We start from the raw sequence: 17,446 nt of genomic DNA on the forward strand, positions 1-17,446 counted from the left end.
GGCGGCCGATCCCTGTAACAAGATCCCGGTACCGACAGCTTGGTCAGAGCAACGACGCGTCACCTTGTTTAGGCGGTTTCCGGTAGGCGGGAGGAACAGGGAGAACTCCCTCGCGTTCGAGATCCGCGACAGTCACGAGAGGGCCGTTGACCACCTCGTTCAACAGCGCGTCCTGGTCGGGCTCGAGCCGCACGCACATGTCGAGGACGGCCAGCAACTCCAGCAACTCCTCGTCGAACTGCACCGTCCACCGCTGGGGATTGATGTTGTCCAGTTCGGACGTCCGTCTGCGGTGCTTGGGGTCGCTCCGCCGGTAACTCAGCCATTTGCGGACGACTGGCATGCCACCCGTCGAGTAGTCCCACACCGCGCGGCTGACCGGCCGGATCTGCCCGGCCGTGTCGAACAGGGTGTCCTCGCCGAGCACCAAGGTTTCGGTCGCTTCGTCCAGGTGAGCCGAACTCGGGATCTCGCCGTCTCCTGCCGGAACGGGTGTGACCGGGTGTGGCTTCGCTTCGTCCGGGATGCCGAGGGGCCTGCCGGCCTTTGGGTCCACCATCCGTTCGCCGAACGTGTGCAGCCAGATGACTCGACGACCGATCTCGACCGCTCGTCGCCACAGCTTTGTGTCCAGCGTGATCGGTATGCGGATGCCGGGAGTCTTCAACTGCTCTCGGAAAAGTCGGGTGTAGCCCGGATGGGCCGTCATGGCGGCAATGTAGGCCAGCAGGTCTTCGCCGGTGGCCCGCGTTCCCGTGAACCCCTGCAAGGTCTTCAGCAGCGCAGGAGCCACGTTCTGCACTACGCCTTGAGCGTCTCGGTAGAGCGGTAGTACTCGTCCACCTCGACTGTTGAAGCAGTGCATGTCGGGAACATGCGCGGTGAAATGCAGCGCGATGCCTTCGCTGAGCACATCTGCATGCTGCTCGGTCACGTAGACCTGGTGTGGAGCACTTACCTGCCACAGTTCAGGCCGGGGAAAGTCGATCATCCGGCGATCGTGGATCACCATCTGTCGATCGAAGCTCCGGAAGGCCAGGCGCACCATCTGCGGCACAGGTGTCGCCTCGTCGCCTATGGCCGCCATTCCTGCGGGGACGCCGGGTTGAGGGCGAACGCGACTGACGGTGGTGCGGTCTCGTGTTTCTTTGAACAGTGCGGCTTTGTCGCTTTCGTTCGCATGAATCAGACGTGCCCATCGTCGTACAAGGGTGTCGGTATCGGGTGCATAGACCCAGTTCCGATTAGGTTTGACGCCGGGCTGCTGCCACGGGAAGAGGTCGCCGAGGGGCGGGTAGGTCGCCCATGTGTCGTCGTTCGGCCGGAAGGCCGCCTGCCAGTCGGACGAGCAGTCCGTCCAGCCAGTGTCGAGGCTGAGGTTCGCCAGTTCGGCGAACTTCTCCGCCTGTGTTCCTGACAGGGCTCGGTAGTGCACTGTCGCCGGCGTCTCCGGCTGTGGATTACCGGTTCGGAGAAAGATGCCAATGCAGATCTTGTGCTGGGTGATGGGGAAGATCCTCGTGTTGGTGCCTGCACGGTGCTGCTCCGGCGACAGGTCGATGATCCAGCCCTCGTCGGCTGTTCGCCGGAGGTAGCTGCGCATACCGGCGTACGACTTGGACGTGAGATACGCGCTCGGCGTGATCAGAGCGACGATCCCGGTCGGGTCGTTCGCCTCGAACGCTTTCCATGCCGACCAGCGCCAGAAGTACGTCCACATGTTGCTGAGGTTGAACTCGTGCCGGCCGGCTCCTGGGATGCGGAACTCGTCCAGCGACGGCCGGTTCGAAGTGTCGAGCAGCTTTTTCGGGTCTCGGCGTTTCTCCAGCCACGGTGCGGCGCCGTGTGCGTTCTCTCGCCATGGCGGATTACCGATCACCACCATCACCGGTGCGTTTCGCTTGTGATGGTTGGCCTTCTCCCTGGACTCCGTGAGGGCCTCGTACAGCTGTCCGAACGCGAACGGCTGGGCGTATGGGTCGTCTAGTGCGTTGGTGAGGAAGCGTGGTTCTTCCTTAGGGAGTTCTACCTGGTAGCGGCCCTTCAGGGCGGCGTGCAGACGGAGTTCGGCGACGGCGAACGGTGCTGCTTGCAGCTCGAATCCGACCAGCCGGTTGGCGAACAACGCGCGGAGGTGGGTCGCAGGAACGGCGTCGCTGCCGCGCACGTGTCGGAGCGTGTCCGCCGCGCTTTCGAGCACCTCCGCCAGGAACGTGCCCGCGCCCATCGCCGGATCCAGAACCGTCACGTCGTCCGCGGCGAACCCGCGCTTCTTCTTCAGCCGCTTCTTCAGGATCTGATCGACGAACGCGACCATGGACCTGGCCACCGGGGCAGGCGTGTAGTAGGTGCCGCTCTGCCGTCGCAACGCAGGGTCGTAGTCCTCGAGGAAGGTCTCGTACAGCCTCGCGTAGGTGTCGGCGTCGCCGAGTTGGACGTGCGACCAGTCGACGTTGCCGATGACCCGCACCAACGAGTCCACGACGTTGAGATGGCCCACCCATTTCGGGTTCGCGAGCATCGCGAGTGCCGCGCCGAGCAACGAGTGCTTCTTGGCGAGTTGCTCGGCGATCGCCCACGGGGTTCGGCCCTCGAAGTTGATCCCGTCGACGCGCGCCAGCAGTAGCGCGAACGTGACGGCCTGCGCGTAGGAGTCAGCGAAATTGGTGTCGTTGTCGCGTCCGTCCGGATTGGGGAAGAGGATGTCCTTCCACTCGTTGGCCAGGCCTGTGAACGGCTTGCGGCCCGGCGTGCTTCCCTCCTTCTGCAGCGTCTCGAGCACCTGGTCCCGGAGCAGTCGGCAGAGGGGTGCGACCTCGGTGACGATCGCGCGAAGGCTTCGCGGCTCTGGCGGCGGCCAGAAAAGAAAGTCCCTCATCAAGCGCTCGAATGCGTCCGGAGCGGTGAGCCGGCTGCCAGCCCGGGAAAGATCTCCGTCGAGCACGGCGACGCTGCCGACCAGCGTTCCCTTCTCGTAGCGAGCGAACGAGCTGCCATCCGTGTAGATCAGATTGGGGAGCGCCTTCAACTTCTCCCACTGCTGGCGATCGTGTTTGTCCGGCCGCCATGCGCTCGTTTCCGGCGTCCCCTTGCCGGGGGCTTTGAGTTCGACGTAGCCGACGCGGCCACTGGGCACGTCGACGGCGATGTCCGGCCGAGACTGCAGCTCAGTGATCGTGACCTCGTCGTGTACGTGAACCCGCAGGCCCACGACCTGCCCGAGGCGTTCCAGCAGCTTGTTCACCGGTAGCCGGAGACGGTCCTCGTTGCGGCCGTCGCCCCGCATTCGGGGCACGAGCGCAGATCCGTACTCGGACACCGCTGCCGCGAACTCGCCGAAACCCTGGGGAGACCTACTTCGTTCCGGCCGCCCCATCGTGCCTCCCCGGCCCGAAGTCGTTGTCCTTTTGAGATTCGTTCTGTCAAAGCGCGCAGTCAAGCAATAAACGATGTAGATTGAATGGTCACTCGAATGCGGATAATTCCCCTGCTGTGATTCACTCACGCGGCTCAATCGAACGAATTGGATCAACGTCGCCAATGGGCTGGTCGGGAAGGCGGCCACTCACTTGGCGGCATTGGATTCTCTGATGGATTCACGATCGGTGGCCGGTGGTCTGACCTGAGGGGCGTGCCGGCGAAGTGCGGTCTCGGCGGCGGGCGATCTCGATGGGGTGATCCGCGTGGTGGCGTTGATGCACGAACGGACTGCGTTGCGCCGATCGGTCTAATCTCCGGCCGTGCGGACGAGGCTGACCCCCATGCAGCAGGCGGTGGTGGACGCCGGGCGTCCCCTGCCGCAGCTGACCGATCCGCTGGAGGTCGAGCTTCAGGTCAGTTCGTTCGCGGGGCCGTTCGCCGACAACGAGGAGTTGTGGGAGGTCGTCGTCCGGCACCTGGAGGAGGTGCCGAGCCGGCGTAGTGCGGCGTTGCTGACGGCGCTCGGTCATTTGCTTCCCGGGCGGCCAGGGCTGTGGGCGCAGGAGGCCGCGAGGCATCAGGACGAGCCGCAGTGGGATCTGGGAGCGCTCACATTTGGCGAGTGCTGGATCGGGGATCGGTCGATCGACGCGGGATATCTGGCACTGCTGTGCAGTTATTCGTACGGGGACTCGCCGCACGCGATGGTTTTCATGATCGACGAAATCAGCGGGAGTCTCACTCGGCACGCGTTTCTCACTCGGCAGGTCGGGGAGGCGTTGGCTCGGCTTCGGGAGGAGATGCGGTTGGAGCTGATCACGCCGGTGGCGGCTCACTGGCTGCTCAGCCGCAGTTACGACCGGTTTGAGCGGCGGCCCGGGCTCGGGGTGAGCATGGACGTGCATCAGACTCGGTTGGTTGCTCGCAGGCGGATTGCACTGGCGATGAATTAAGGGTGGCCTGTGCGAATCGCAACGTGGTGATTCATCCGACTGTGCAGAGTGTCTGTAGCTCGATCGTGGCTCGGCTATTACTGTCCGAGTTGTCGATCACAGGGCGGAGGGATGATCATGACCGCTCTACTCGGGCGCGATGATCAGGCTCTCAGTCGTGTCCCTGACCAGGCGCGGCACCCTTGGTTGTCGGTCGCGACCCAGCGCTTCGGGCAGACGACCGCGCTGAGTCAGTTGTTGCTGGGCGCGACCCTCGGGTTCGGCATGTCGTTCTGGGACGCGTTCATCGCGCTCACGATCGGGGCCGTGCTCCTCAACGCCGTGGCGATCACCGTCGGTGTCATCGGGCAGCGGGAAGGGCTTTCCACGGCCATCCTCACGCGGTGGACGGGCTTTGGGCACGCCGGGTCGGCGGTGCTCGGGCTGATCATCGCCCTGTCGTGCACCGGGTGGTTCGGGGTGCAGACGGGGCTGGCCGGGGCGACGCTCGCCGGGGTGGCCGGGGTGTTGCCGGCGCCGGTGTGGTCGTTGCTCTTCGGCATCGTGGTCACGGTCATCGCGGCCTATGGCGTGCGGTGGATGGCGTGGACCTCGTACGTCGCGGTGCCCGCGTTCCTGGCCCTGTTGCTCTGGCTCGTGCTGGCCAACGTCAACGATGTCGGCGCCGCCATCTCCGGGCCGGCGCCGGGGCCCGCGATCGGGATGCTGACCGCGATCACGCTGGTCACGGGCAGTTTCATCGTGGGTGCGGCGATCGCGCCGGACATGACGCGCTTCAACCGCAACGAGTGGGACGTCGTCAAGCAGACCGTTCTGGGGATCACGCTCGGCGAGTGGGTCATCAGCCTGGCGGGAGTGGTGCTCGCGCGCGGGGTCGGCACCACCGACGTCATGGGCGTCATCAGTTCGTCCAGCGGCTGGATCGGCGCGCTGATCGTGGTCACGGCGGTCTTGAAGATCAACGACTGGAACCTCTACTCCGCCTCGCTCGGGATCGTGAACCTCGTTGACGCCGTGTTCGCCGTGCGGATCAGCCGGGCGCAGGTGACGGTCATGGTCGGGTGCGCGGGCAGCTTCCTCGCGGCGGCCGGGATCGTGCACCAGTTCAGCCACTTCCTGGTGTTGCTGGGCGTGGTGTTCCCGCCCGTCGCCGGGATCATGGTCGCCGAGTACTACGTCGTGCGGCGGTGGCGCAACGAGATCATCTCGACGCGGCCGCACGTGCCGCGGTCGGCGCCTTCGTGGGTGCCCGTCACGGTGGTGGTCTGGCCCGCAGCGGCCATCGTCGGCGAACTGCTGCCGTTCGGGCAGTCCAGTGTGAACTCTCTCGTGCTCGCCTTCGCGCTGTACGTGTCCGCAGGACGGTTGGACCTTCTTAGGATGCGCACGCGACGAGCCACCAACCGTAAGGTGGTCGGGGAAGCGACGGCCGCCTGAGGGGTGCACATGCACATCGGTATCGACGTCGGCGGCACGAACACCGATGCCGTTCTCGTCGAGGGCCGGCGGGTCCTGGCCGAGTGCAAGGCGACGACCACGGCCGACGTGACCACGGGAATCATCGCGGCGGTCAGCGGGCTCGCGTTCGACCGGACCGCGATCACCGCGGTCATGATCGGCACGACGCACTTCGTCAACGCCGTCGTGGAGGGCCGCGGGCTCGCGCGGACGGCGGCGGTGCGGCTCGGACTTCCCGCCACCACGGCACTTCCGCCGTTCGTCGACTGGCCGGAGCCGCTGCGGCAGGCCATCGGCGGGCACGCGTACCTCTGTCACGGCGGCCACGAGTACGACGGCAGGGTCATCTCGCCGCTCGACGAGGACGAACTGCGTGCGGTGGCCGCCGACATCGCGGCCAAGGACGTGCAGTCGGTAGCCATCTCGTCGGTGTTCTCGTTGGTCAGCAGCGATTTCGAACGCCGGGCCGCGGAGATCCTCACGGCCGAGGTGCCGGGCCTGCTGGTCAGCTTCTCGCACGAGATCGGACGGCTCGGCCTGCTGGAGCGGGAGAACGCGACGATCATCAACGCTGCGCTGCGCGTGCTGGCCGAGCAGATCGCCGACGGTCTCACGGAATCCCTGACGGCACAGGGCATCGACGCCCCGCTCTTCCTCAGCCAGAACGACGGCACGCTGATGGACCTGGAGTACGCGCGCAGCCACCCGGTCGCCACGTTCGCCTCCGGGCCGACGAACTCCATGCGCGGGGGTGCGTTCCTGTCCGGGACGGACGACTGCGCGGTGATCGACATCGGCGGCACGACGACCGACATCGGCATGCTGCACAACGGTTTCCCGCGCGAGGCCTCGTCCGAGGTGCTCATCAGCGGCGTGCGCACGAACTTCCGGATGCCCGACGTGCTGTCGGTCGGTCTCGGTGGCGGCAGCGTCGTGCGGCAGGACCGGGGCGACCTCCAGGTGGGACCGGACAGCGTCGGATTCCGCCTGTCCCGGCAGGCCCTCGTGTTCGGCGGCGACACGCTCACGACGACGGACGTCGCGGTCGCGGCGGGCCTCGCCGACATCGGTGACCCGGCGCTGGTGCGCCACCTCGACCGCACGCTCGTGCGGTCGGTGCTCGACCACGTCCGCGGCCGGATCGCCACGCAGGTCGACCGCATGCGCACGAGCCCGGCGCCGTTGCCCGTCGTGCTGGTCGGCGGCGGCAGCATCCTCGTACCGGACGGGATCGAGGGCGTCAGCGAGGTCGTCCGGCCTGATCACCACGCCTTCGCCAACGCCATCGGCGCCGCGATCGCGCAGGTCGGCGGCGAGGTCGACCGGGTGTTCACGATGGAACCCAGACGGCGCGACGAGGTGCTCGACGCGGCCCGGCAGGAGGCCGTGGACAAGGCGGTGGCGGCGGGCGCGAAGGCGGACAGCGTGCGGATCGTCGAGGTCGAGGAGATCCCGCTCGCGTACCTGCCGGGAAACGCGAGCCGGGTGCGGGCGCGTGCGGTGGGTGATCTGCTGCTCGGCCACTAGGGTCACGCGCATGCACCTGCTCCGGCCCGACGAGGTGGACCAGCTCGCCCTGGGCGTGGTCGTGCTCGGCAGCGGGGGCGGGGGCGGCGAGCAGGAGACCCACGCGTTCGCCGCGATGCTGCGGCACGAGATGCGGCAGAGCGGGCCGGTCACGGTGTTGTCGCCGGAGGAGGCCGATCCCGACGGCTACGGCGCGCGGGTCGGGCTGATCGGCGCGCCGACCGTGATGATCGAGAAGCTGCCGTCCGGCCAGGAGGCCGAGGAAGCCTTGAAGGCGTTGCAGGCGCAGGACTCCACGCCTGTGACGGCTGTCATCGGGTGGGAGATCGGCGGGTGCAACGGGCTGTTGCCGCTGATCCTGGCCGCGCGGCTGGGGCTGCCGTACGTCGACGTCGACGGGATGGGGAGAGCGTTCCCACGGGTCGACCAGACGACCTACGACGCGGCCGGCCTGCCCACGACCCCGTTGGCCATCACCGAACCCAGCGGCAACCGCGCGGTGCTCGACTCGACCGGCATCGAGAAGCTCGCGCGCACCGTGATGGTCGACTTCGGCGGCTGGGCGATGATGGTCGCGAAGCCGTTGAAGCTCGCGGACGCGGTCAAAGCGGGCATAACGGGCTCGCTCGCCCGTGCTCTCGAACTGGGCGGGATCTGGTCGCAGCACGCGGTTCCGGTCGACGAACGGGCCAAGGCATCCGGCGGTTTCCTTGTCACGCGGGGAAAAGTCGTCGAGGTGTGGCGCGAGTCGGTCGGGGACTTTCCGCGCGGAACGGTGGCGCTGCGGCGACTGGACGCCGACGATGCGTACGTGCGCCTGGAGATGCAGGGTGAGTACCTCGTCGCGCTCGCGGACGGCGAACCGCTCGTGACGACGCCTGATCTGCTGTGCTGCCTGGACGCCGAGACCGGCCACCCGCTGTCGACGGAACGGCTCAGGTTCGGCGCGGTCGTGGACGTGGTAGCGCTCCCATCACCGCCGCAGTGGGTGCGGAGGGAGATGCTCGGCAGGGTCGATCCGCGGGCGTTCGGCTACGACCTCGACTACGTCCCCTTCCGGTGCGCCGAGTGATCGACGACGCCGACTCCCTGACCGTGCGCGATCTGCTGGAGATCGGCGTGCTCGGCGACGCGACCCTGCTGGCGGGCCAGCGCGGCGTCGGCACCGAGGTCGCGGACGTGCGGCTGGCGGCGGACATGACGGCCGTCGAGGCGTGCTCGGCGGGCGATCTGGTGATCCTGACCGGGCACCAGCCGTACCTCGTCGAGGTGGCGCTGCGCCGGGCCTACAGCGCGGACGTGCGGGCCGTCGTGCTGGTGCGGCCGTCGACCGGCTCCTACCAGGCCCCGTCCACCGCGACGATCTCGTTCGCGAACCGCCTCGGCGTGCCGCTGCTGCAGATCGACGCGGACGACCCGCTGCTGGTCGCGGACGCGTTGCGCACGGCCGTGCGGCGTCCCGAGGTCGCGGCGGCCCGGCTGCTCAACGCCGTCACCGCGCGGCTCGGGCGCAGCAGGCCCGATCCGCGTTCGGTGATCACGATCCTGTCCGGCGAGCTGCACGTGACGTGCGCGGTGATCAGCGCGGACGGCACCGCGATCGAGGGCGTCTCCCCGCCGGGACTGCCCCCGGACCTGCTGACCGGTTCCGTCGCCACCACCGTCGAGCTGGCCGAGGGCTTCGCCGTGGCCGTGCCGGTGGAGACCGACCGGACCGGGCACGTGCACCTGTGGCTCGTCTCGCACGCCGGCGGCAGCAACAAGCGCTGGGCCGAGACCGTCCAGCAGATCAGCCAGGTCGCCTCGTGGGCGCTCGGCAACTGGGTCGCCTCCGAACGCCTCGAAACCGAGCGCCGCGCCCGTTCCCGCGGCTCACTGCTGTCCGAACTGCTCGCCTCCGGCGACGACGTGCCGCCGCAGCTCGTGCAGCAGGCCGTGCTCGCCGGGTGGCGGCTCGACGGCTGGCACACCGGCGTCCACCTGGCGCCGAACCCGCCCGCGCCGGACGCGCTCGACACCGCCAACACCGAACGGCTGCGCGTCGAGCTGTCCCGCCGCGGCCTGCACGGCCAGCTGGTCGAGGGCGCGGAGGGCTGGTCGTTCTGGCTCACCAACGACTCCGAGCCGCCGCAGTCGCAGCACCGCGAGCTGACCGCGAAGATCGCCCAGGTGCTGGGCGGCTGCCCGGTCGTCGCCGGCATCGGCCGCCCGCACCCCGGCGTCTCCGGCGTGGGCAGGTCGCTGGCCGAGGCGCGCGAGGCCGCGGCGATGACCGGCGTGGCGAAGGTCGTGCACATCGACGAACTGGGCGTGCGGCGGCTGTTGTCGATGGCGGCCGAGACGCCGGCCCTGGTCGACCAGGCCGCGCGTCTGCTGGAACCGCTGGCGGGCGTGGAGGACGGGCAACTGCTGCGCACCCTCGCGATCTACCTGGACGAGGAGTCGGTGACGTCGTCGGCGGCCGTGCGGTTGAAGGTGCACCGCAACACGGTGGCGCAGCGGATCAACCGGGCCGAACAGCTGCTCGGCGTCAGCCTGCTGAACCCGGACGAACGGCTCGCGGTGCACCTGGCCTGCAGGGCGGTCCGCGCCTCCGACGAGTGAGGTCAGGTCGGCACGAACGCGGGCAGGACGGCGTCGACCTCGAAGCCGCCGTCGTCGGTCGGGCCCGCCGTGAGGGTGCCGCCGACCATCTCGACGCGACCGCGCAGGCCGAGCAGACCGCTGCCGGAGCCGGGCAGCACGAGGGCCGGGACGGCGGACGGCCTGGTGTTGCGGATGACCGCGCGGACGCTGCTCGGTCCACAGTGGATGGTGATCTCGGTGTGGGCGCCGGGTGCGTGCTTGTGGACGTTGGTCAGCGACTCCTGGACCACCCGGTACATCGTGCGGCGCACGGCGGGCGAGATGGTGTCGGCGTCGCCGTGTTCGGTCAGCGTGATCTCCAGGCCGGTGGCGGCGGAGTCGGCGACGAGACGGGAGAGCCGGTCGGGCAGCACGTCCGGGATGCGCGGGGCACGGCCGGACCTCAGCACGCCGACGAGGTCGCGCAGTTCGGCCAGCGAGTGGCAGCCCGCCGCGCGCAGTTCCTCGGCGGCTTTGCGCACGTCGTCGTCCTTGGCGGCCATGCGCAACGCGCCGGCGTGCAGCACCATCAGGTTCAGCCGGTGCGTGACGACGTCGTGCATCTCGGCGGCGAGCCTGGTGCGTTCGTCGGCGCGCGCGTGCTCGGCCATCAGTTCACGTTCCCGCTCGGCGAGCGCCTGCACGAATCTGCGCCGCTCGCCGAGGTGGAGGCCGGTCAGCCCGGCGATCGCGATCAGGCAGGGACCGACGAGACCGTCCGGGAACGTCCACACCGCGGAGCCGGCAAGCCACGCGAGGGCGTGGACGACCACGAGCCAGCGGTGCTTCGCGGTGTACGCGGTGATCGAGTACGCGGACACGACCGAGGCGAAGGTCGGGGTGAGGAGCGAGAGGAAGGAGATCGCCGAGCCGGAGTGGACGGGGAGGCTGCGCCGCCACCACAGCGCCGCCGCCGCGAGCAGGTGGACCGTGACGTAGAACGTCGTTCCCCCAGCGACGAGATGCGACGGCGCGGGCAGCGCCAACTCACGGCCGATCCCCAGCGCTGCCACGAGCAGCGCCAGCGCCAGCTCTCCGGCCCGTGTCACGCGGGTGACGATACTGCCGGTTTTGTGCCCTGGATCACCTACTGGAGCAGGGCGTTGACCCTACTTTCGCAGGTGGCGACCACCGACTTTTCCGCCTGCCGGACGCCTGTGTCCGTTGGCTGCACTTACTTGCGGAACAGGGCCGTCCAGAGGAACGACTTCCCGAACGCGGGGGAGTCCGCGGGCTCCTCCGTCATGCGGCGGAGGTCGACCTCGGTGAGGTCCTGGAAGATCCAGCGCAGGTCCTCCGGCGAGTAGCCGACCCCGCCGGACAGCCCGGACTGCCGGTACAGGTCCGCGTCCGGCGTGGCGGTGCCCTCGTCCGCGGTGAAGCAGGTGAGCGCGAAGTGGCCGCCGGGCCTGAGCACGCGGTCGAGCAGCGCGAGATAGCCGATGCGGCGGTGCGGCGGCAGGTGGTGGAAGCAGCCCGAGTCGTAGACCAGGTCGTACGAGCCGTTGGTCGCGAACGCGTCGCCGTGCCGGAACCGGACGTCCAGGCCTTCCGCGCGTTCGGTGGCCCACCTGATGGCGGTGGCCGAGATGTCCACGGCGTCGACCTGGAACCCGTTGCGGGCCAGGAAGAGGGCGTTGCGACCGGGACCGCAGCCGACGTCGAGCGCCCTGCCCGGCGTGATCAGGCCGCGTTCCAGGTATTCGGCCAGGTTCTCGTCCGGCTTGGCCACGAAGAACGGGACCTCCCGCGTGCGGTCCGCGTAGAAGCCGTCCCACCAGCCGCCCGCCTGAGCGGTCCAGCGGTCGGCCTCCGGCGCGAACAAACCGTCCAGCAAAGCCATCACGTCGTCGATCGTGCGCACGTTCCGTTGCACTCAAACCCCCAGGTAGATGCCCTGCCAGTCTACCTGAGAGCGGTATTTGATTGCGGCCTCGTACGGTGTATGGCAACATCGGTTAGGTTATGTCAGCTCAGTTGACGATCAAGAAGATCACCAGGAACTACGCCTACAAGCGCGTGCTCGACGACATCTCCCTGACGGTCCGGCCGGGCGAGAAGCTCGGTGTGGTCGGCGAGAACGGCTCGGGCAAGTCGACGCTGCTGCGGCTGATCGCCGGGCAGGACGTGCCGGACGACGGTGAGATCACCGTGGTGGCGCAGGGTGTCGGCTACCTCGGGCAGGTGCTCGACCTGCCGGAGGACGCGACGGTCGGCGACGCGATCGATGCCGCACTCGTGGAGATCCGCCTGCTGGAGCAGCAGATCGCGGTCGCGGCGGAACAGGAGAGGCTCGATGAACTTGGGGAACTGCTGACGGCGTTCGAGTCGCGGGACGGCTACTCGGCTGACGCGCGGGTCGAGGCCGCGATGTCCGCGCTCGGTGTGACCGTCGGTCGTGAACGGCGGCTGGGCACGTTGTCGGGCGGGGAACGGGCCAGGCTCGCGCTCGCCGGTGTGCTGGCGGCCGAACCGGAACTGCTGCTGCTCGACGAACCCACCAACCACCTGGATGACGAGGCGTTGTCCTGGTTGGAGAACAGGCTGCGCGGGCACCGCGGCACGCTGGTCGTGGTGACGCACGACCGGCTGTTGCTGGAACGGGTGACCACGGCGATCGTCGAGGTCGAGAACCGGGCGATCACCCGCTACGGCAACGGTTACGCGGGCTACGTCGCCGGGAAGCGGGCGGCGCGGCAGCGGTGGGAGCAGGCCTACGCGGAGTGGGTCGGCGAGATCGGGCACTGGACCGAGTGGCGTGGCACGACAGCACATCGCGTCGCGCCGGCGCGACCGATCCGGGACCACAACAAGTGCAAGTACAACGGCGACGGGCGTCGCGTGCAGGCGTCGATCAGGACGCGGGTGCGCAGCGCGTCCGAACGGCTGGAGCGGCTTCGCGCCGAACCGGTGCCGAAGCCACCGGAACCGTTGCGCCTCAACGCTCCGCTCGACGCGGCGGTGCGGGAGGGCACGGTTCTCGAGTTCGGGGGGCTGAAGGTCGAGGCAGGGCAACGGTTGCTGGTGACCGGACCGAACGGCTCCGGCAAGACGACGTTGCTCGACGTGCTGGCTGGTGTCCTCGACAAGGACGAGGTCACCCGCAACGGCGTGATCGGCTACCTGCCACAGGAAACCGTTGTGCGCGAACCGAAGCAGACGGTCCTGAAGGCGTTCGGTGGTAACGCGGACGAGCTCGAAGCGCTGGGTTTGCTGCGCCGAGAGGACTTCGGCACGCCGGTGGGCGCGTTGTCGATCGGGCAACGGCGACGGCTCGCGCTCGCCCGGTTGCTCACCCAGCAATCCGACGTGTTGTTGCTGGACGAGCCGACGAACCACCTGTCGCTCGCGCTGGTGGAAGAGCTGGAAGCCGCACTGGAGAACTATCCCGGCGCGGTCGTCGTGGCGTCGCACGACCGGTTGCTGCGCCAGAGGTGGCAGGGGGAGGAGCTCAGAATGGTTCGTAGCAGTCGAACGTCTCGACAGAGCTGATCAGCCCGTCGCGCGTGTCCACGAACTGGGCGATGTGCGCGACGAGCTGCCTGCCGTCGCGGAGCACACCGGTCCAGGTCAGGCGCAGGATCGCGGTGTCGCCGGACACCAGCGCCGAGTGCACGTCGTACTTCTGGCTCGACAGCAGGCCGACGCCCTTCTCCGAGTTCGCGAGCATCTCGGCCAACGGCGTCCGCGTGCCGTTCGGCTTGATCAGGTTCGGGCGTTCGACGGTCACCGCGTCGGCGGTGAAGTGGCGGCGCAGCGCGGAACCGGACTCGCCGGCTTCGAGCGCTCGGTGCAGTGAGGTGGCGACGGCAACGGGATCCATGTCCACAACCATAGTTGTACAACCGTGGTTGTCAATGTGAGGATGCAGGGCGTGGACCTGATGGACATCGACCTCGCGACCCTCGCCTACCTGGCGGGCAGCTCCGCCAACGACGCGATCCTCGAGCGGCTGCACGAGATCGGGCACGAGGGCGTGCGGGTGTCGCACGGGTACGTGATCCAGCACCTGATCGAAGGCGCGCCGACGGTGTCCGAACTGGGGGAACTGCTCGGCGTCACCCAGCAGGCCGCCTCGAAGCAGCTGCTCGAACTGGAACGCCTCGGCTACGTCACGCGGGAGCCGGACCGCGCCGACAGCCGGATCAGGCGCGCGGGGCTCACCGACCGGGGCCGGCGACTGGTCGAGGACAGCCGCCGGCTCCGCAGTGAGCTGGACGTGCACGGCGATGACGAGGTCAAGCGAGCGTTGATCAGGTTGCTCGACGCGACCGGCGGCACCGAGGCCGTGCTGAGGCGCCGGGTGGCTACGGCCTGAAGACCGGCTCGATGCCGTAGTTGCTGGCGTACCAGGTGTCCGTCGGGAAACCGCCGTCGTAGCTGTACACGCCGGCGTTCACCGGGATCCTGAACGGCGTCTGGACGAGGTTGCCCACGAAGTAGTTCTCCGTCACCTTGTAGCCACCGGACGGCGTGACGTACGAGACGACGTAGTCGGTGCCCGGCACCACGGGAACCGGTGTGCTGAAGGTGATCCGCTGGCTGTAGGCGGCTCCGGGGGCCGCCTGCTCGGCCAGCAACGTGCCGTCGGACCAGATCCGCGCGGTCACGGGTCCGGTGTAGTTGCCGCGCCTGATGATCACCGCCGTGAGCGAGCCAGGACGGTCGACCTGGGTGCGCAGGCCGAGTTCGACGGCCTGCTCGTCGGGGTCGTTGACCGTCGGGCTGTACGTGTCGTGCAGGGTCAGCGAGGTCTCGTGGATCAGTGCCGGGACTGTGGTGCCGCCGACGTGGACGGTGCGCCACGCGGTGACCGGGCCGGTCGTGGACGCGGTGTGGGCGCGGGCCAGGATCGTGAGCGGGCCGGGGACGGACGGGAAGAGCAGGACCGACCACCGCTCGCCGTGCGCGTCGACGGGGGTCCAGTTGGTGCCGTTGTCGGTGGAGAAGTCGACCTCGGTGATGCCGCCCGACTCGCCGTTGACGGCGCCGCCGATCACGAGCAGCGGCTCGTTCAGCGGGACGGAGGCCTCCGCGGTGGGCGAGAAGATCATCGCCATCGGGCCGTCCGCCGCGAGGGCGGGAGTGGGAGAGACCAGGACAAGTGCCAGCAGCAGTACTGCTAATCGTCTCATGTACGGCAGATCGTCCCCGGTGAAGACGCAGTTACGGTGATCCGCCAGGCAGTCCCGCACCCGTTCGGCTGACAGGCGTACCCGGGTCGGCCAGATGTCGTTGACGAGTACATGACCTGTGACAACGAAGTCCCGGTCCCCGAAGCCCGGGTCCCCGTGCGCCGGCGGCAGTTCCTCACGTTCCTGGTCGCGGCGCCGGTGCTCACCGTCGCCGTTCCGGGCACGGCCGAGGCCGTCATCCCGACGCTGCCGCAACCGGCCGAGATCCTCGATCTCGGCGACATCCTGATTCTGGCCGGTACTCCGACCGCGGGCGCGCTCGCCGTGCTCAGCGTCGGCGAGGACGGCGTCGTCACACTCGAACTGCCCCGCGCCGAGGTCGGCCAGGGCATCACCACGGCCTGCGCGATGCTCGTCGCGGAGGAGCTCGACCTGTCGTTGGGGCAGGTGCGCGTCACGCTCGCCGACGCGCGGCCGGAGCTGCTGATGAACCAGCTCACCGGCGGTTCGAACACGATGCGGTCGGTGTACGGCCCGGTCCGTCAGGCGGCGGCGGCCGCACGGGCCCGGCTGCTCGCGGCGGCGTCGAAGCAGCACGGCGTCGCGGTCGACCGGCTGTCCACACGAGACGGTGCGGTGATCCTGCCGGACGGGCGCCCGATCCTGTACGGGCTGCTCACCTCTGCGGCCGCGCAGCTGACCGGAGTCTTCGCCGCACAACCGAAACCGGCGTCGGAGCACCGGCTCATCGGCACGCCGCAGTCGCGCATCGACGCCCGTGCGATGGTCACCGGGCAGTTCAAGTACACGCTCGACCAGGACGTGCCGGGCGCCATGCCGACGGTCGTGCGCAGGCCGCCGACGATCAACGGCTCGGTGAAGTCGGTCGACTCGACTGCCGCGAAGGCGATGCCGGGCGTGCTCGCGATCGGGGTCGTGCCGACCGGCGTCGCGGTGGTCGCCGAGACGTTCGGCCAGGCCATGGCCGCCCGCGACGCGCTGAAGGTCACCTGGAACGCGGGCACGATCGACGCGTTGTCGGACAAGGAGATCCGGGCGAAGCTGCAGGCGGCCGCGCTGCCGTTCATCGTGCCGCCGCTGCTGACCCAGCACGTCGACATGGAGTTCGACTTCGCGTTCGTCAGCCACGCGCCGATGGAGACGAACTCGGCGATCGCGGACGTCCGCGACGACCGGGCGGAGATCTGGGCGGGGCTGAAGTCGCCGATCGTGGCGCGGCAGACCATCGCGGCGGCCATCGGACTGCCCGAGTCCGCGGTCACCGTCCACGTGATGCAGGGCGGCGGCTCGTTCGGGCGCAGGCTCTTCTTCGACGCCGCGATGGAGGCCGCGCAGATCTCCAAGGCGTTGCGGCGCCCGGTGAAGCTCATGTGGGACCGCAAGGACGACATGCGGCACGGCCGCGCTCGCGCCGCCAGCCACCACAAGCTGCGGGCGACGTTCGCGCTGGGCAACGTGCTGACGTTCGAGCACCGGGTGGCCTCGGTCGAGACCGACTTCCGGCACGGCCTCGGCGAGGTCCTCACCGCCACCGCCGCGTCGCTGCCGGTCGCGGGCAACCTGTCGTTCGCGCAGACGGTGTTCCTCACGACCTGCAAGGTGCCGTACAACTTCGGCGTGGTGACCTCGCTGCTCAACGAGGTGCCGCTGCGCATGCACACCGGCTCGTGGCGGTCGGTCTACTCGGCGAACACCCGTGGTGCGGAAGAGATCCTGGTCGACCAGCTCGCGAAGAAGATGGGCAAGGACCCCGTCGCGTTCCGCCGCGAGTACCTCAAGACCGCGCGCCAGCGTGCCGTGCTCGACAAGGTCGTCGCGGAGGGCGAGTGGGGCCGGGCGATGCCCAAGGGCTTCGCGCAGGGCATCGGGTTCCACGACGAGTACAAGTCCTGCACCGCGTGCCTGGTCGAGATCGACGCCCGCGACCCGCAGAACCCCCGCGTGGTCAAGGCGACGATCGCGGTCGACGTCGGCCGCCCGATCAACCCGCGCGGCCTGGAGGCGCAGATCCTCGGCGGCCTGACCGACGCCATCTCCACCACGTTGCGCGCCGGTCTGCACATCGACAAGGGCCTGCCGCTGGAGGGCTCGTACTCGCAGTTCCACTACGCCCGGCAGAAGGACGCCCCGAAGGACGTGCGGATCTTCGTGATGCCGGCGACCGGGGAACCGGGCGGCGCGGGCGAACTGGGCGTGCCGGCCGCGGTCGGCGCGATCGCCAACGCCTACGCGCGGGCGACCGGTGTGGTGCCGCGCAGCTTCCCGATCATCTTCCCGGTCGACTTCGAGCCGTTCCCGCGCTGAAGG

13 protein-coding genes are annotated in these 17,446 nt (G+C 68.8%); 8 read left to right on the forward strand and 5 right to left on the reverse strand.

Going from position 1 to position 17,446, the window contains the following annotated elements; all coding sequences use genetic code 11:
* Positions 1-43: 43 nt before the first annotated feature.
* The gene (locus tag ACH413_RS47265; protein WP_360048854.1) at positions 44-3,244 is read right to left on the reverse strand and encodes a type ISP restriction/modification enzyme; all 3,201 of its coding nucleotides are present in this window, start codon (positions 3,242-3,244) and stop codon (positions 44-46) included.
* Between the two features lie 517 nt (positions 3,245-3,761).
* On the opposite strand from ACH413_RS47265, the gene ACH413_RS47270 reads away from it, so the two are divergent.
* From ACH413_RS47270 to ACH413_RS47290, 5 genes are all read left to right on the forward strand, one after another.
* Complete coding sequence (locus tag ACH413_RS47270) at positions 3,762-4,373, forward strand: hypothetical protein (RefSeq protein WP_360048852.1); 612 nt, start codon at positions 3,762-3,764, stop codon at positions 4,371-4,373.
* A gap of 186 nt (positions 4,374-4,559) precedes the next feature.
* The gene (locus ACH413_RS47275) at positions 4,560-5,810 is read left to right on the forward strand and encodes a cytosine permease (RefSeq protein WP_360048851.1); all 1,251 of its coding nucleotides are present in this window, start codon (positions 4,560-4,562) and stop codon (positions 5,808-5,810) included.
* Positions 5,811-5,819: 9 nt separating this feature from the next.
* Positions 5,820-7,358, forward strand: a complete 1,539-nt coding sequence (locus ACH413_RS47280; RefSeq protein WP_360048850.1) for a hydantoinase/oxoprolinase family protein — start codon at positions 5,820-5,822, stop codon at positions 7,356-7,358.
* A 10-nt stretch (positions 7,359-7,368) separates the two neighbouring features.
* On the forward strand, positions 7,369-8,430 hold the full coding sequence (locus ACH413_RS47285) for a DUF917 domain-containing protein (protein WP_360048849.1): 1,062 nt from the start codon (positions 7,369-7,371) through the stop codon (positions 8,428-8,430).
* Positions 8,427-9,962 carry a helix-turn-helix domain-containing protein gene (locus tag ACH413_RS47290; protein WP_360048847.1) on the forward strand — a complete coding sequence of 512 codons (1,536 nt, stop codon included), beginning with the start codon at positions 8,427-8,429 and terminating at the stop codon, positions 9,960-9,962. Before ACH413_RS47285 ends, ACH413_RS47290 begins: the two co-directional genes overlap by 4 nt.
* A 2-nt stretch (positions 9,963-9,964) precedes the next feature.
* Here ACH413_RS47290 and ACH413_RS47295 read toward each other — a convergent pair whose 3' ends face one another.
* Both ACH413_RS47295 and ACH413_RS47300 read right to left on the reverse strand, forming a co-directional pair.
* Positions 9,965-11,032 (reverse strand): histidine kinase, encoded by a 1,068-nt coding sequence (locus ACH413_RS47295; protein ID WP_360048845.1) that lies wholly within the window; start codon positions 11,030-11,032, stop codon positions 9,965-9,967.
* 125 nt (positions 11,033-11,157) lie between these two features.
* Positions 11,158-11,859, reverse strand: a complete 702-nt coding sequence (locus tag ACH413_RS47300; protein WP_360048844.1) for a class I SAM-dependent methyltransferase — start codon at positions 11,857-11,859, stop codon at positions 11,158-11,160.
* A gap of 89 nt (positions 11,860-11,948) precedes the next feature.
* Between ACH413_RS47300 and ACH413_RS47305 the strand changes: the two genes are divergently transcribed.
* The gene (locus tag ACH413_RS47305; RefSeq protein WP_360048842.1) at positions 11,949-13,475 is read left to right on the forward strand and encodes an ABC-F family ATP-binding cassette domain-containing protein; all 1,527 of its coding nucleotides are present in this window, start codon (positions 11,949-11,951) and stop codon (positions 13,473-13,475) included.
* On the opposite strand, the gene ACH413_RS47310 is transcribed toward ACH413_RS47305, so the two are convergent.
* The gene (locus ACH413_RS47310) at positions 13,435-13,806 is read right to left on the reverse strand and encodes a nuclear transport factor 2 family protein (protein WP_360048841.1); all 372 of its coding nucleotides are present in this window, start codon (positions 13,804-13,806) and stop codon (positions 13,435-13,437) included. The two genes, ACH413_RS47305 and ACH413_RS47310, sit on opposite strands and share 41 nt — an antisense overlap.
* A gap of 60 nt (positions 13,807-13,866) precedes the next feature.
* Between ACH413_RS47310 and ACH413_RS47315 the strand changes: the two genes are divergently transcribed.
* Positions 13,867-14,301, forward strand: a complete 435-nt coding sequence (locus ACH413_RS47315) for a MarR family transcriptional regulator (RefSeq protein ID WP_360048876.1) — start codon at positions 13,867-13,869, stop codon at positions 14,299-14,301.
* On the opposite strand, the gene ACH413_RS47320 is transcribed toward ACH413_RS47315, so the two are convergent.
* Positions 14,291-15,118, reverse strand: a complete 828-nt coding sequence (locus tag ACH413_RS47320; protein ID WP_360048840.1) for a DUF4082 domain-containing protein — start codon at positions 15,116-15,118, stop codon at positions 14,291-14,293. The genes ACH413_RS47315 and ACH413_RS47320 overlap by 11 nt on opposite strands.
* Before the next feature lie 111 nt (positions 15,119-15,229).
* Between ACH413_RS47320 and ACH413_RS47325 the strand changes: the two genes are divergently transcribed.
* The gene (locus ACH413_RS47325) at positions 15,230-17,443 is read left to right on the forward strand and encodes a molybdopterin cofactor-binding domain-containing protein (RefSeq protein WP_360048838.1); all 2,214 of its coding nucleotides are present in this window, start codon (positions 15,230-15,232) and stop codon (positions 17,441-17,443) included.
* The last annotated feature ends 3 nt before the right edge of the window (positions 17,444-17,446 follow it).

This window comes from Lentzea sp. NPDC020367 (assembly GCF_044387305.1).
Classification (GTDB): domain Bacteria; phylum Actinomycetota; class Actinomycetes; order Mycobacteriales; family Pseudonocardiaceae; genus Lentzea.